Here is a 16,581-nt window from a genome sequence, read left to right on the forward strand (position 1 = left end):
GAATTTGAAATTTTCTAAAATTGGAATTTTAAAAAATTTATCCCACCAATTCCACCATTTTAAACTCGCCGTCAACGACAACTTTAGTCAAACCATGTTTAGATAAATTTTTCATAGAAGCATCCCATTTTTTACCACTTAAATTCGCAGTGATTTTTAATTGTTGAAGATCCATTTTACTTTCGTTTCCTTTCAATAAATCTACGATAAATTTTTCTTCATCAGATAATTCAACTTGAGCTTGTTTTTTCTCCGGACGCATTTGTGGGAACAATAAAACCTCTTGAATCGAAGCATTATTTGTCAAATACATAATCAAACGATCCATTCCAATTCCCATTCCAGAAGTTGGAGGCATACCATATTCAAGCGCTCTTAAGAAATCCTCGTCGATAATTCCGTTAGCTTCATCATCACCTTTTGCTGCCAAACGCATTTGATCTTCAAAACGCTCACGCTGGTCAATTGGGTCATTTAATTCAGAATATGCATTTGCGATTTCTTTACCACAAACCATTAATTCAAAACGCTCTGTAAGATCTGGATTATCTCTATGCTCTTTACAAAGCGGAGACATTTCTTTTGGATAATCTGTAATGAAAGTTGGCTGAATATAATTTCCTTCACATTTCGCTCCAAAAATTTCATCAATTAATTTTCCTTTACCCATTGTTTCATCAACTTCGATTCCCATTCCTCTTGCAGCTTCAAACAATTCTTGCTCTGTTTTTCCAGAGATATCAAAACCAGTAAAATGTTTGATAGAATCTGTCATTGTAACACGTGCATAAGGAGCTTTAAAGTTGATTGTATGTTCACCAAAAGTCACTTCGCTTGTACCATTTACAGCAATTGCGCAATGTTCCAATAAACCTTCAGCAAATTCCATCATCCAGTTGTAGTCTTTGTAGGCTACATATATTTCCATTGCAGTAAATTCAGGATTATGTGTTCTGTCCATTCCTTCATTACGAAAGTTTCTTGAGAACTCATAAACACCTTCAAATCCACCAACAATTAATCTTTTTAAATACAATTCGTTTGCGATACGCATATAAAGCGGAATATCAAGCGAATTATGGTGTGTAATAAAAGGTCTTGCCGCAGCACCACCAGGAATTGACTGCAAAACCGGAGTATCAACCTCAAGATATCCAGCATCGTTAAAATAACCACGCATTGCGCTGAATAACTTTGTACGTTTGATGAAAGTTTCTTTAACATGCGGATTTACAGTTAAATCTACATAACGCATTCTGTAACGCAATTCAGCATCATTAAATGCATCGTGAACGTTTCCTTCTTCATCAACTTTTGGTAAAGGAAGCGGACGTAACGTTTTGCTCAAGAAAGTAAAACCGTCAACGCGAACGCATTGTGCACCCACTTTTGTAGTGAACAATTCACCCTCAATACCAATAAAGTCACCTAAATCGGTTAATTTTTTAAATACTTGGTTATATAAAGTTTTATCGTCACCTTCACACAAAACATCGCGATTCACGTACAATTGAATACGTCCTTCGCTATCCTGCAATTCAGCAAAACAAGCTTTTCCTTGATCTCTCACGCTCATCAAACGACCCGCAACGATAACCTTCTTACCTTCTTCAAAAGACTCCTTAATTTGCTTAGAAGTATGATTTACAGGAAAAAGATTAGCTGGATAAGGATTGATTCCCAGACTGCGTAAGTTTTGAAGTTTTTCTCTTCTGATGATTTCTTGTTCTGATAATGCCATTTTGTGCTCTTTTTTTAAGTGTGCAAAGATAAAGAAAAGAATGTAGATTTTAGAATGCAGATTTTAGATTTTTTGTAGCAGCAATTTATTGGGTTTCAATTACCTTTTGTCTTGCTTCCGAAGCTTGGGGGCAATTGTATCTTTTTTGCAGAAAAAGCAGAAAACGATACCGCTTCTATCGGAAATATGTTAGATATTTTTATTTTCAAAATATGCTTTGAGAAGTATTTTACTGAATTTAAAAGCTATTATCTTGGTACCTTAATATCTGAATATCTCAGAATCTTAAAAAATAAAATAGTCTTCGTATATTTGATAAAAAATTGTACTACGATGAAATTATACAAACTACTTAGTTTTTCTTTTTTAATAGCAACATTAACAAGCTGTACTTTTACTGAAAATATTTACATCAATGATAACGGAACTGGAAAATTTGCTGTTGACATGGATGGTTCTGCTTTGATGGAAATGGCGGGAGATCAATTAGCAGGTCAAATGGGCAGCGATGCTAAAAAAGATATTGACTCCACTTTTACCTTCAAACAATTATTCGAAGAGAAAAAAGACAGTATTGCTAAGTTGTCTCCAGAAACTCAAAAAGAACTCAAAAAACTCGAAAACTTTGTAGTTACCACAAAAATGAGCTCGGAGAAAAAACAATTTCTAATGACAATGGCTACTGACTTTAAAAATGTAAACGAGCTGCAAGACATTTTGCAAACACTGAGTACATTTCAAAAGTTGGAAGGAGGAGCAAATGCAAATCCGCTTGGAAATGGTTTTGGAGATAATAATAGTAAATTAAGCTATACATACGACGGTAAGAAATTTACAAGAAAAGCAGTAATAGACCAGCAAAAACTGGCAGCAAAAGCGAAGGACTCTGCTCCTGATATGTCTAAAATGATGTTTGCATCTTCTAACTATATTGTAAAATATCACTTTCCAAAAAAGATTAAGAAAGTCTCTAATCCGAATGCATTATTTAGCGACGATCGAAAATCAATTACAATTCAATACTCTTTCACGGATTATATGGAGAATCCAGACAAACTTAACTTTGATGTTGAGTTTGAAAAATAATTAAAATGAATAAAAAAATCCAACTTCAGGATCTGGGAAACAAAGATTATAAATCGACTTGGGAATATCAAGAAGAAATTTTTAAAGATATAGTCGATTTAAAGATCAAAAACAGACGAGAAGAACTTGATCTGCCAACACCAAATTATTTATTGTTTGTAGAGCATCCGCATGTTTATACTTTAGGAAAAAGTGGTGATTTAGAAAACTTACTATTAAACGAAAAACAGCTCGAAGCAAAAGGAGCAACTTTTTATAAAATTAACCGCGGCGGCGATATTACGTATCACGGACCAGGACAAATTGTGGGTTATCCGATTCTGGATTTAGAAAATTTCTTTACAGATATTCATAAATATTTACGTTTACTTGAAGAATCAATTATTTTGACTTTAGCAGAATATGGCTTAGAATCGGGTAGAAGTGAAGGAGAAACCGGTGTCTGGCTAGGAGCTGGAACTCCGTTTGCCCGCAAAATATGCGCAATGGGCGTAAGAGCTTCACGGTGGGTAACCATGCACGGATTTGCATTAAACGTCAATGTAGATTTGGGTTATTTTGATAATATTATTCCATGTGGAATTCGCGGAAAAGGCGTTACTTCTTTACAAGTTGAACTTGGTGTGGAAAGAGTAGATGAAGAAGAAGTAAAATCGAGAATTATTAAGCATTTAGCTCATTTGTTTGAGGTTGAATTTGTTGAATAAATTTCTAATAATTATAGTATGAAAAATGCTGAAGAAAATAACAATTATAGAATTGCAGTTCCTTCAGCATTTGAAACTGTTTTCTCTCATTTTTATTTTGCCGAAAACAAAACGACATTTCCTATTACAAAAACTTTATTGCCTAGTTTTCAGACTATTTTAGTTTTTAACTTCGGCACAAAATCATACTTGAAATCTCAGCAGAATCATTTTTTGGAAGTTGAAAAATGTGTTCTTCTTGGTCCGATAAAACAAGCTTTTGATTATACTTTAGAACCTAATTCAGAGATTCTAGTTGCCAATTTTAAAGAAGATGCTTTTTATCGGTTCTTTGGAAATGTTCTTTTTGATTCTCTGCCCATTCATCCAGATGATTTAATTAATGAAAATTGTTTCACACTTTTATGGGATGAGCTCATTAAACTTCCAGATACAAAAGATCGTGTTGATTATATTTTAGAATTCTGCAAGCCATATTTAAGAGAGCAAACAGCAATCACAACACTTTTAAACGATTTTCAAAACGAGAATATAAATCCTATAAAGGCAATAGCTTCGCAGATCAACCAAACAGAAAGAAATATTCAACTTAACCAAAAGAAAATTTTTGGTTACACAATTAAAGAAGCAAATCGTTACGAAAGGTTTTTAAAAGCCGTTAATCAAATAGAGAAAGATATACTAGAAGAATGCAAAACAGATTGGTTAACTATTGTAGATAAATGTGGATATTACGATCAAAGCCAGCTTATTCATGATTTTAAATACTACATGAATATTTCGCCTACCAAATATTTGAAATTTCAATCAGACATTTGCAGTTCAAAAATGGATTAAAGCTAATTTCGTTTTCTTACAATTGTCACCCAAATGTGCGTTTTACATTTGTCATGTTAATCTTTAAAAATAGAAACATGAAAAATTTAATTATTTATGCACATCCAAATTCAGGAAGTTTAAACCATTTTTTCAAAAATACCATTATAGAATCTTTAGAAAAATCTGGACAACAAATAGTTGTTCGTGATTTAAATGAAATCAATTTCAATCCAGTTCTTTCTTTGCAAGATATGCAGGGACAAAGGATTGGACAGGTTGCTGATGATGTTAAAATAGAACAAGATTTTATTTCGTGGGCAGATCAGATTATTTTTATTTATCCAATTTGGTGGACTGGAATGCCAGCTATTATGAAAGGATATATTGACAGAGTTTTTAGTTATGGATTTGCATATCGATATGATCAAGGAATTCAAAAAGGACTATTGACCGGAAAACAAACCATTATTATTAACTCTCATGGAAAATCGAATGCTGAATATAAAACAATGGGAATGGATAAAGCCTTGACATTAACTTCAGACACTGGTATTTTTAATTATAGTGGTTTAGAAATTAAACACCATTTTTATTTTGATAAAGCAGATAGACCTTCTGTTGAAAATGTATTAGAATGGGAGAATCAGCTCAAAATGTTGTTTTTAGAAAAGACATTGTCTAATTAATTTTAGTGCAATAAAAAAAGACTTATCCAATTAAGTCTTTTTTTTATTCTAAAAAAATCAATTCTAGTTGTTCAGGAAGAAGTCTAAAACTCATTCTGTGGTATTTTGTTGTTCCAAATTCTTTAATGGCTTCGCGATGCTCTTTTGTTGGATATCCTTTATTTTGTTTCCAGTTGTACATGGGGAATTCTTCGTGAATCTTATCCATAAATTCGTCACGATAGGTTTTAGCTAAAACTGAAGCAGCGGCGATGCTTAAATATTTCGCATCTCCTTTTATAATACTTTGATTTGGGATCGATTTTAAAAGTGTTATTTCATCTTCAGAAAACTGTCTTCCAAAAGCATTTTTAAGTCCAAGTTTGGCATTTAAAGATCGGTTTCCATCAACAATAATAAATTCAGGAACATGTTTCAATTTTAAGATGCATTCCTGCATTCCTTTCATCGAAGCGTTTAAGATGTTGATTTCATCTATTTCAGCCGCATGTAAATGTGTTACTGAAAAGCAAACAGCCTGATCCTCAATTATAGGTTTTAGTTCTTTTCTAATTTTTTCAGACAATTGCTTACTGTCATTCAAAAACTCATTGTTAAAATCATGAGGTAAAATTACTGCAGCCGCTGTCACAGGACCGGCTAAACATCCCCGGCCAGCTTCATCAGTGCCAGTTTCTAAAATAAATCCTGAATAATTTAATTGAAGCATTTAATTTTTTTTGAATCACAAAGATTGTATTTTTTTCTTCTGATTTGCAAATGTTTGAGTAAATAATAAATCATTAACAAAATGTTAAATAAGTTCTTAATAATGGATGTAATTAACATTTTTTAACAAATAGAGTTTGAAATACATTAAAAAAAAATGAAATTTTGTCAGTTTATACATCTGATATATGGATTTATGAGTTAAATAAAAAATTAAATTTGCTAAAATAATGTTAAATTATTGTTAAAAATAAATTAAATAGAACCATTCTAATTTTACGTATATGTCTGATAATCTTGAGGTTTGTTTATAAAAAAGTAAGTTTTTGACAATTGTTTTGAAGTAAGTTTAAAACGAAAACGATATAGTGTTATTTTGTCTTGTTGTTATTTTAAGAAAATATTAAGATGTTTGCCAGATACTAATTCAAAATTTTTAAAAATGAAACTAAAGTTAAATGGATTCTTAGTGCTCTTGGTGGCGCTGATTACGCAACTAACCTTTGCGCAAGAAAGAACTGTTTCGGGTGTGGTTTCCGATAATGCAGGATTGCCTCTACCAGGTGTGAGTGTATTAGTTAAAGGAACTAAAACTGGAACACAAACAGATTTTGATGGAAAATTCTCTATCAAAGCTACGTCAAGCGAAGTCTTGACTTTTACTTACATTGGAATGAAAACGCAAGAAGTTGCAGCTAGTTCTACAACATTAAATGTAAAATTAGCTAGCAATACTACTGAGTTAGAAGGTGTTGTTGTTACGGCCTTAGGTATTAAAAGAGAGAAAAAAGCTCTTGGATATACTACTCAGGAAATAAAAGGACAAGATTTAGTGGGTGGAACAACAGGTGCAAACTTCCTTAATGATCTTTCTGGTAAATCTGCTGGGGTACAAATTAGAAAGAACACAAACTTTGGAGGATCTACAAACGTAGTTTCGAGAGGTGTTAAAAACCTTACTGGAAATAACCAAATGCTTATTGTTATTGATGGTATGCCTATTAACAATTCCAATGTGAATTCTAGTAATGGAGCACAAACTGCTGGAGCACGTAATACTTATGATTACGGTAATGCTGGTATGGATATTAATCCTGATGATATCGAATCATTAAACATACTGAAAGGTGCTGCCGCATCTGCTTTATATGGGTTTCAAGCTGGAAATGGTGTAATTATGATTACTACAAAAAAAGGAAAAGCTCAAAAAGGTATGGGAGTGACTGTATCTAGTGAGTTTGGAGTTGGCTCAGTTGATAAAAAGACTTTCCCTGTTTACCAAAATAAATACGGACAAGGTTATGGACCTACTTATGATGCAGCTGGAAATCCAAAAGGTACTCCAGTTGGGCCAACAGGTGCTTTTTTTGTTATCGATAAAAATGGTAACCAAGTGGTAAGTACTACAGATGATGCTTCTTACGGTGTTGCGTTTGATCCAAATCTTTCTGTTTATACTTGGGAATCATATTCTCCATATTCTTCAAAATTTGGACAAAAATCTCCATGGGTAGCTGCTAAAAATGGTCCAATTACATTTTTTCAAACAGCTCAAACATTCAATAACTCAATCTCTTTTGAAGGTGGTTCAGATAAAAGCAACTTTGTTATCAATTACAACAATTATAAAGAGACTGGTATTTTACCAAATAGTGAATTGAAGAAAAATAATGCAAGTATTAAATTCAACCACAAATTAACAGATAAATTATCTGCAAGTGTTTTTGCAAATTATTTAGCCCAAACTACAATGGGTAGAAATACTACTGGTTATGGTGGTGATAACGTTGCAGGTTTATTCCGTCAATGGTGGGGAACTAACGTAGATATTCAATCTCAAAAAGAAGCTTTCCAAAATTCAGGCGGACAAAATATTTCATGGAACATGGCAGATCCTGCTAATGGGAATACAAATCCTAAATATTGGGATAACCCATATTTTACAAGATATAGAAATTACCAAACTGACGAAAGAAATCGTTTCATTGGTTATGGTCAATTAGATTATAAATTTACAGATTGGTTAAACGCTACAGGAAAAATAAGTACAGATAGTTATTCAGAATTACGTGAAGAGAGAAAAGCAGTAGGATCCTTGGCAGGAACATTTGGTATTAACCGTTTAGCTGTTGGTTCAGGATACCAAAAATATACAGGTATGTTTTCTGAGCAAAACTATCAGGTTACCTTAAACTTCAATAAAAAAATTACTGAGGATTTCTCACTAACAGGTTTGATTGGATATAATGCTTTAAGAACCAGACGTACATCTACCTTAGCTTCTACAGATGGAGGACTTATTATTCCGGAAATCTATGCATTATCAAATTCAGTAAATGCTTCTCCATTTCCAGTTGAGGTTGAAGATAATTCAGCGGTAAACAGTGTTTATGCATCTGCTTCAGTAGGATTCAGAGATTTCTTTTTTGTAGAAGGAACAGTGCGTAATGATGCATTCTCTATGTTGCCACAAGATGATAACGATGTTAATACATACTCAGTATCTGGAAGTTATGTTTTTACAAACCACATTAATAGACCATGGTTAACTTTCGGTAAATTAAGAGCAAGTTATGCTGAGAATCCACAAGGAAGTATTGATCTTTATGCATTACAAGATGTATATACCAAATTTAATCCATTTGGTTCAAACCAACTTTATTCAAGACCAAACACTGCTAATAACCCAGATTTGCACCCTGTAAAAACTACATCGCAAGAACTTGGTTTAGAGATGCAATTCCTTGACAGAAGAGTAGGTTTTGATGTAAGTGTTTACAAAAGTTTAAGTGAAGATCAAATTTTCCCAGTAGATTATTCTACTGCAACTGGTAACTCTTCTAGATATGTAAACGCGGGATCTGTAGAAAATAAAGGTGTTGAGGTAATATTCAATCTAACTCCTTTAAAAACAAATAATTTTCAGTGGGATATTAACCTAAACTGGTCTAAAAATGAAAATACAGTTGTAGCTTTAACACCAGGTGTTGATGTTTTAACAATTGGTACATTCCAAGGTGGTGTTAGTATCGTTGGTACAAAAGGACATCCTTATGGAGATATCCTTGGTAAAGATTATATCTACAATGCTGACGGACAAAAAGTAACTAAAAATGGAGTGTATTTACAAACTGCAACTACTAATAATGTAATTGGTAATGTTACACCAGATTGGATTGGTGGTATCCGTAACAAATTTACTTACAAACAAGTTTCTTTAGGTTTCTTAATTGATGTTCAAAAAGGAGGAGATATCTTCTCTCTTGATCAATATTACGGTCAAAGTTCTGGTTTATATACTTCTACAGCAGGAAACAATGAGCTTGGAAATCCTGTAAGAAATACACTTGCTAATGGTGGTGGTGTTATTTTACCTGGAGTAAATGAAGATGGAACTCCTAATACTACAAGAACACCAAGTCCTGAAGTTGCTGGAAGTATCTATGGGTACAATAATAATCCACAAAAAGCATTTGTTTACGATGCAAGTTATGTAAAATTAAGAGAGGTAAGTATTACTTATAGTTTTCCTAAACAATTTATAACTAAAGCAGGTTTGAATGATTTACGTCTTTCTTTAGTAGGTTCTAACTTATGGATCATCAGCAAAAATCTTCCAGATGCAGATCCAGAAAGTGGTCTAAGTTCAGGTAACTTATCATCAGGTTATTCAGGAGGTTCACTTCCTACAACAAGAAATATCGGTTGTAACCTAACATTAAAATTTTAAATCATGAAAAAAGTACTTTTATTAATGTCTGTGGTAGGTATGATGGTTTCGTGCAGCCAGGACATTACAGATATGAATGTTGATCCGAAAAGACCAACAACTACCAAATCGGAATATTTATTTACAAATGCTGAGAAAAAATTAGTCGATCAAATGGTTAGTACTAGTGTGAATAATAATGTTTTTAGATTATTTGCACAACAATGGACAGAGACAACTTATCCTGATGAAAGTCAGTACAACATTACAAACAGAAAAATTCCTGATACACACTTTTTGGTTTTGTACAGAGATGTTCTAGCTGATTTTCACGATTCAAGAGTTATGATTTCAGCAACAACTCCTGCAACTCCTGCAGAGGAAGCAGTTAAGCAAAATAAATTAGCTCTTATAGATATTTTAGAAGCTTATGCTTATAGTGTATTAGTAGATACTTTTGGAAATGTTCCTTACTCACAGGCAATTGATATTCAAAAATATCCTTTACCAGCTTATGATGATGCAAAAACTATCTACCAAGATCTTATTAAAAGATTAAGTGCAGATGTTGCGGTTTTAAAAGCGAACAGTACAGTAGCTAACTTTGGTGCAGCAGATATTATCTATTCAGGAAATGCTGCAAGTAATGCAAAATGGGCAAAATTTGCGAACTCATTGATCATTAGAATGGCAGTTAATATGTCTGATGTTGATCCAGCTTATGCAACTACTCAAGTTCAGGCAGCTCTTGCTTCTGGTGCTTTAGCAGGTAATGCTGATAATACAAAATTGACTTATTTAACAACATCAGGAAATCAAAATCCATTATATGCTGATTTAGTAACTAGTCAGCGATTTGATTTTATTCCTGCTGAGCCTTTTGTTTCTGCTATGGATGCTGTTGTTCCTGGTGGTGACCCAAGGATGCCTAAATATTTTACTAATCTAACTTCTCCAGCTCCAGTTATTCCTGCAGGAAGAACTTTTGTAGGTGGAACTTATGGTGCAGGAAATGTTTATACAGCTTATTCACAAATAACATCGACATTAAACAATCCAGTTTTCCCAGGAACTATCTTTGATTTCGCTGAGTTGAATTTCTTATTAGCAGAAGCTGCTGAGAAAAATTTAATTCCAGGGGGGTCTGCTCAGGCAAAAGTATATTACGAAGCAGGTATTAAAGCTTCTATGGCAGATTGGGGAGTAACTAGCACTGCAGCTATTGATGCTTATATTGCAAGTCCAAAAGTAGATTATAATAATCCGTTAAGTGGAGCAACATGGAAAGAAAAAATTGGTAATCAAGCATGGTTTGCTCTTTATAACAGAGGATACGAAGCATGGACATCTTACAGAAGATTGGATTTCCCAGTTTTAAAAGCACCTCAAGCAGCTATAAACAAACTTATTTTTACTGTGCCTGTTAGATATACTTATCCGGGTGTAGAAGCAAGTATAAATAAAACAAATTATACTAAAGCAGCTTCTGACATTGGTGGAGATTTATTAAATACTAAATTGTTCTGGGATAAATTCTAATCTTTAGAATATAATCTATATCAATTAAGTTAATATTCAAAGTAAATTATACCCATTTTGGGAATAAGAATAATAAATATTTTGATTTTTTTTGAGAGCCCCGTATACTTTTGTATACGGGGTTTTCGTTTCCAAAAAGACCTAAGCGATTCTGGTTTCATATTATATATTATGTTTTTTTCGTTTATACGTTTTTATCTTACCTTTGCTTAGCAAATTTTGTCGAATTAAATTTATACAAAGCCATCAAATGAGAATATTCATTTTTCTATATCTATTAGTTGTACCTACGTTATTGTTTTCTCAAGTAAAAAAGCCAGCTTCTAAAAATAATTTAGATATGAATACGGAATATTCAAGTATTACAGATACCGTAAAAAAGAAAAAAGCTAAAATCGCCACAATAGACCAATATAAAATTATTACGCTGGAGCACGATACTATTTATGCAGATACATCGCTGACAATTAAAAGTGCTTACAGACAAAATCACCTTAGAAAAGATCTTTTCGGATATCAGGAATTTTCAAACATCGGACAGCCTTTAAACACTTTACAATATAGTTTAACCAATTTTTCTCCGTATCCAGAAATAGGTTTTAGCGGTAAACATTTTAATTATATCCAAGCAGATCAGATTCGATATTATTCTGCGGCAACACCTTTTACAGAATTGTTTTTTAATACAACAATTAATAAAGGACAAAATGTAGATTCTTTTATCACATTAAACGTTTCTAAAAATCTTAATTTCTCAATTGCTTATCGAGGATTGAGATCTGAAGGAGATTATATTAATCAATTGGTTAGTGCTGGAAATTTTAGATTTACAACTAGTTATGCAACTACCAGCAGACGTTATGCGATAAATGCTCACTATACTTTTCAAGATGTATTAAATGAAGAAAATGGCGGAATTACAAACGATGAAAACTTTGAAAGCGATAATAAAGATTATAAAAACCGCCAAAGATTGCAGGTTTATTTAACCGATGCAGAATCTTTATTGAAAGGAAGAAGATTATTTTTTGATCATGCTTTTAGAGTAAATCCAACAAACGGTAATAATAATTTGTATGTAACACATCAATTTAATTATGAGAATAAAGGGTATGAATATAAACAGCCTACAGTAATTTCTACAGTTACAGATAGCAATAATAATAGTACTCAAGTGCAGCGTTTTGGAGATTCGTATGTGGCAAGTAGTATAAATGATCAGACCAAATATGAGCGGCTTTATAATAAAGCAGGTCTTGCTTATGAAAATTCCCTTCTAGGAAAGTTCAATTTTTTTATTGATGATTATAGATCAAATTATAAGTATACTAGAATTATTATTGACAGCACAGGAAAAGCAATTCCAGATAATTTGTTTTTGCAGATCAATAATGTAGGAGGACAATATGAATATCAGAAAAACAAATGGAATGGTAGATTTCTATATTCTAGATCAATTACCAATCAATCTCTTTCTGATTTAGATGCGAAGTTAAGATATGATCTAAATGATAAAATTAAATTTGATTTTAGATATCGTAACATCAATAAACTGCCAAACAACAATTATAATTTATACCAAAGCAGCTGGATAGAATACAATTGGTCTAATAATTTTAAAAACGAAAAAATAAATTCTCTTAGCGCTGAGATTCAGACGCCTTGGTTAACAGGACAAGTTCAATATACAGTATTAAAAGATCACTTGTATTTTACAAATGCCGCAACCGATGAACAGAAAGCAGGAAATGTTCAAATTGTAAAACCATTTCAATATGGAAACGCTATTAATTATTTAGAGATAAAAGCGAGTAGAGAATTTAAATTTGGACCTTTTGCATTAGATAATACATTTTTGTACCAAAAAGTAGATCAGTCAGATTTAATCTTAAATGTTCCAGATTTCGTAACTAGAAATACATTTTATTATTCAGGTTACTTTTTTAAGAAAGCTTTATACATGCAAACAGGTCTTGTATTTAATTATCAGACTAAGTATTATGGAGATGATTATAATCCTGTTATTGCAGAATTTTTTGTACAGCAAGATAAAAAGATTGGCGGTTTTGCTACATTCGATTTTTTCGTAAATGCTAGAATACGCCAGACAAGATTTTATTTAAAAGCAGAGCATTTTAATGCTGCTTTTTCGCAAAGCAATTATTATGCTACTCCAAATAATCCTTATCGTGATTTTGTATTGCGTTTTGGTTTAGTTTGGAATTTCTTCCAATAAGAAAAACTTACTTTCATTTTAAAACCACATATTAAACTCAAATAAAAATGGACTTTTCAAAGAATATTTTAGAAACAATTGGTAACACACCATTGGTAAAGCTCAATAAAATTGTTGCTGAAATTGATGCGCTAGTATTAGCAAAAGTCGAAACCTTTAATCCTGGTAATTCTGTAAAAGACAGAATGGCGGTAAAAATGATTGAAGATGCAGAGGCTGACGGCAGACTAAAACCTGGAGGGACTATTATCGAAGGAACTTCTGGAAATACAGGAATGGGACTTGCTCTTGTAGCAATTATCAAAGGATATAAATTAATTTGTGTTATTTCAGATAAACAGTCAAAAGAGAAAATGGATATTCTTCGTGCTGTTGGAGCAAAAGTAGTTGTTTGTCCTACCGATGTTGAGCCTACAGATCCTCGTTCTTATTATTCAGTTTCAAAGCGTTTGGCAGAAGAAACACCAAATTCTTGGTATGTAAACCAATATGATAATTTATCAAATTCATTGGCACATTATGAGCAGACGGGACCAGAAATCTGGAAACAGACAGACGGAAAAATTACGCATTTTGTTGTAGGTGTAGGAACAGGAGGAACAATTTCAGGTGTTGGAAAGTACTTAAAAGAGAAAAATCCAAACATTAAAATTTGGGGAATTGATACTTACGGTTCTGTTTTTAAAAAATACCATGAAACAGGTATTTTTGATGAAAACGAAATCTATTCTTATATAACAGAGGGAATTGGAGAAGATATTTTACCTAAAAATGTTGACTTTTCTTTAATCGATGGCTTTACAAAAGTAACAGACAAAGATGCTGCAGTTTATACAAGAAAAATTGCCCTAGAAGAAGCAATCTTTGTTGGAAACTCAGCGGGAGCTTGTATTAAAGGACTATTACAGTTAAAAGATCAATTTAAGCCGGATGATGTTGTAGTAGTTCTATTTCACGATTCAGGGAGCCGTTATGTAGGTAAAATGTTTAACGACGACTGGATGCGCGAGCGTGGATTCTTAGAAGAAAATATCACGAAGGCAGAAGATGTGATTAAAGATCATATTGACAAGGAATTAATTGTTGTTCGTACAGAAGAATTGGTTTCGCATGCTATTGAGCGTATGCGTAAATATAAAATCTCTCAAATTCCAGTTGTAGACATAAATGGTTTTGTAGGTTCTGTTGATGAAACTGACTTGTTTAGAAGTTATGTTGCAGATAAAAATGTGGCCGAAAAACCAATTAAAGATGTAATGGGGAAACCTTTTCCAATTGTAAAATTAGGAACGCCAATCGAAGAAGTTTCTAAACTTTTCACCAAAGAAAACGATGCTGTTTTAATTGATTTAGGAAACGGTCACCATCACATTATTACAAAATATGATATTATCGGCTCTATAAAATAAGCCGTTACTAATAAAACTGATCCATAAATCTTATTGTTTTGGCAATTAGATTTGTGGATTTGTCTTTTTAAAAATATAAAATGAATTTTACAGCTATTGATTTTGAAACTGCAACGGGATATCATCCCTGCTCAGTGGGTATTGTTACAGTCCAAAACGGAATTATTGTGGACGAATTTGTGACATTGATAAAACCGCCGAATAACGAGTATAATCCTTTTACAATTCGCGTTCACGGAATTTATCCGAAAGATACAGTTAATTCAAAATCTTTTTATCAAGTCTATCCTGAAATTGAAAGAAGATTAAAAAATAGAGTTGTAGTAGCTCACAATGAAAGTTTTGACCGAAATGTTTTAATGAAATCAATGCTGCTTCACGGTTTAAACTACGAAGATTTAAGCATTGCGCCAAAGTGGGAATGTACAGTTAAAATTTATAAAGCTAAAGGTTTAAAGCCAACAAAATTAAGTGATTGCTGTCGTGAAATGAATATTCAGCTAAATCATCACGAAGCTTTATCTGATGCAAGGGCATGTGCTAAATTATATTTGCTTCGCTAAAATAAAATACATTTTGTAAGAATAATATTAAAATTTTATTATTTTTAGATTTTATAATTATACTTTAAAATCTAAAATGAAAGAAGACTTCCTTCATTATCTCTGGAAATTCAAGAAATTTGATCTCTTGGATTTAAAAACTGCTCAAGGTGAGTTAATTACCATTATTAAAACGGGAGATTATTTAGAACTTTCTGGACCTGACTTTTTTAATGCCCAAATTAAAATTGGAAATCAAAAATGGGCAGGCAATGTAGAAATACATTTAAAATCTTCTGATTGGTATCTGCACAATCACGAAAAAGATCCAGCTTATAAAAATGTAATTCTTCATGTAGTTTGGGAAAATGATACTCCAATTTTTAGAGAAAATAATACCGAGATTCCTGTTTTGGTTTTAAAAGATTATGTTTCAAAAGATGTAGTAAACAATTATAGGGAATTGCTTTCTCCAAAAACTTGGATTTCATGCGAGAAACAAATAAAAAATATCGATGATTTTGTTTTTAAAAGCTGGCAGGAAAGATTATTTTTTGAACGTTTAGAACGAAAATCAAAGTTTGTTTATGATCTATTAGAGCAGACAAATCAAGATTGGGAAGCAGTTTTATTTTGCCTTTTAGCAAAGAATTTTGGTTTGAATACAAACGGAACTTCATTTTTACAAATATCAAAAGCAATTCCATTTTCAATTATCCGAAAGGAGAGTTTTGAAATAGAAAATTTAGAAGCATTGCTTTTTGGAACTGCAGGATTATTAGATTCAGAAAAAGAAGATGTTTATTATAAGGATCTAAAATTTAGGTATTTTTATTTACTCCATAAATATCAATTAGAGAAAACATTCATTGATCCTGTTCAATTTTTTAAACTTCGCCCTGATAATTTCCCTACGATTCGACTTTCACAATTGGGAGGTTTATATCATAAACATCAAAATTTGTTTTCTAAAATAATTGAATTAAAATCGTTGAAGAACGTGTACGAATTATTGAATGTTTCAGTAAGTCCTTATTGGCAAGACCATTATCAATTTGATAAAGAAAGTCCGAAGAAAGCAAAAATAGTATCAAAATCATTTTTAGATTTGATAGTTATAAATACAATAATACCAATTCAATTTGCTTATTCTAATATAATGGGAGAATCTATAGCAGAAGATTTGATTGATTTTATGAATGAAGTAGGTTCCGAAAAAAATGCAATAATAGATAAGTTTGATTCTTTTGGAATAAAGTCGAAAAATGCGTTTGAAAGCCAGATCTTATTAGAGCTTAAAAATGAATATTGTAATAAGAAAGCATGTTTAAAATGCGGACTAGGTTTAGAATTACTTAAAAGCAATTAGAAAATAAGATAATAGGATAATGAGATAATT

General features: G+C 32.1%; 12 protein-coding genes. 10 read left to right on the top strand and 2 right to left on the bottom strand.

Translation table 11 applies throughout. From position 1 onward, the window contains the following. Nucleotides 1–37 precede the first annotated feature (37 nt). A complete protein-coding gene (gene lysS / locus QMG60_RS08900; RefSeq protein WP_281867531.1) occupies nt 38–1,741 on the bottom strand; it encodes a lysine--tRNA ligase in 1,704 nt (567 codons plus the stop codon). Nucleotides 1,742–2,074: 333 nt separating this feature from the next. Here lysS and QMG60_RS08905 point away from each other — a divergent pair, with 333 nt between their 5' ends. The 4 genes from QMG60_RS08905 (at nt 2,075) to QMG60_RS08920 (ending at nt 5,039) form a co-directional block, all read left to right on the top strand. After that, nucleotides 2,075–2,827, top strand: a complete 753-nt coding sequence (locus QMG60_RS08905; RefSeq protein ID WP_281867533.1) for a hypothetical protein — start codon at nt 2,075–2,077, stop codon at nt 2,825–2,827. Between the two features lie 5 nt (nt 2,828–2,832). Next, nucleotides 2,833–3,534, top strand: coding sequence for a lipoyl(octanoyl) transferase LipB (gene lipB / locus QMG60_RS08910; RefSeq protein ID WP_281867534.1), 702 nt, complete (start codon nt 2,833–2,835; stop codon nt 3,532–3,534). 18 nt (nt 3,535–3,552) lie between these two features. Then, nucleotides 3,553–4,371 (top strand): AraC family transcriptional regulator, encoded by an 819-nt coding sequence (locus tag QMG60_RS08915; protein ID WP_281867535.1) that lies wholly within the window; start codon nt 3,553–3,555, stop codon nt 4,369–4,371. Between the two features lie 77 nt (nt 4,372–4,448). After that, nucleotides 4,449–5,039: an NAD(P)H-dependent oxidoreductase gene (locus QMG60_RS08920; RefSeq protein ID WP_134139582.1), complete on the top strand. Its 591-nt coding sequence runs from the start codon at nt 4,449–4,451 to the stop codon at nt 5,037–5,039. 43 nt (nt 5,040–5,082) lie between these two features. On the opposite strand, the gene QMG60_RS08925 is transcribed toward QMG60_RS08920, so the two are convergent. Continuing rightward, nucleotides 5,083–5,748 carry a ribonuclease HII gene (locus QMG60_RS08925; protein WP_281867538.1) on the bottom strand — a complete coding sequence of 222 codons (666 nt, stop codon included), beginning with the start codon at nt 5,746–5,748 and terminating at the stop codon, nt 5,083–5,085. A gap of 441 nt (nt 5,749–6,189) precedes the next feature. Between QMG60_RS08925 and QMG60_RS08930 the strand changes: the two genes are divergently transcribed. From QMG60_RS08930 to QMG60_RS08955, 6 genes are all read left to right on the top strand, one after another. Beyond that, nucleotides 6,190–9,477, top strand: a complete 3,288-nt coding sequence (locus tag QMG60_RS08930; protein WP_134139585.1) for a SusC/RagA family TonB-linked outer membrane protein — start codon at nt 6,190–6,192, stop codon at nt 9,475–9,477. A gap of 3 nt (nt 9,478–9,480) precedes the next feature. After that, entirely contained in the window at nt 9,481–10,995 is a 1,515-nt protein-coding gene (locus QMG60_RS08935) for a SusD/RagB family nutrient-binding outer membrane lipoprotein (protein ID WP_243839310.1), read from the top strand. A 250-nt stretch (nt 10,996–11,245) separates the two neighbouring features. Beyond that, a complete protein-coding gene (locus QMG60_RS08940) occupies nt 11,246–13,231 on the top strand; it encodes a putative porin (RefSeq protein WP_281867539.1) in 1,986 nt (661 codons plus the stop codon). Between the two features lie 47 nt (nt 13,232–13,278). Next, nucleotides 13,279–14,640, top strand: coding sequence for a pyridoxal-phosphate dependent enzyme (locus QMG60_RS08945; RefSeq protein WP_057117065.1), 1,362 nt, complete (start codon nt 13,279–13,281; stop codon nt 14,638–14,640). Nucleotides 14,641–14,720: 80 nt separating this feature from the next. Continuing rightward, nucleotides 14,721–15,203 (top strand): 3'-5' exonuclease, encoded by a 483-nt coding sequence (locus QMG60_RS08950; protein WP_281867541.1) that lies wholly within the window; start codon nt 14,721–14,723, stop codon nt 15,201–15,203. Nucleotides 15,204–15,279: 76 nt separating this feature from the next. Next, the gene (locus QMG60_RS08955; RefSeq protein ID WP_281867543.1) at nt 15,280–16,551 is read left to right on the top strand and encodes a DUF2851 family protein; all 1,272 of its coding nucleotides are present in this window, start codon (nt 15,280–15,282) and stop codon (nt 16,549–16,551) included. The last annotated feature ends 30 nt before the right edge of the window (nt 16,552–16,581 follow it).

Source organism: Flavobacterium sp. GSB-24, assembly GCF_027924665.1.
In the GTDB taxonomy this organism is placed as follows: Bacteria; Bacteroidota; Bacteroidia; order Flavobacteriales; family Flavobacteriaceae; genus Flavobacterium.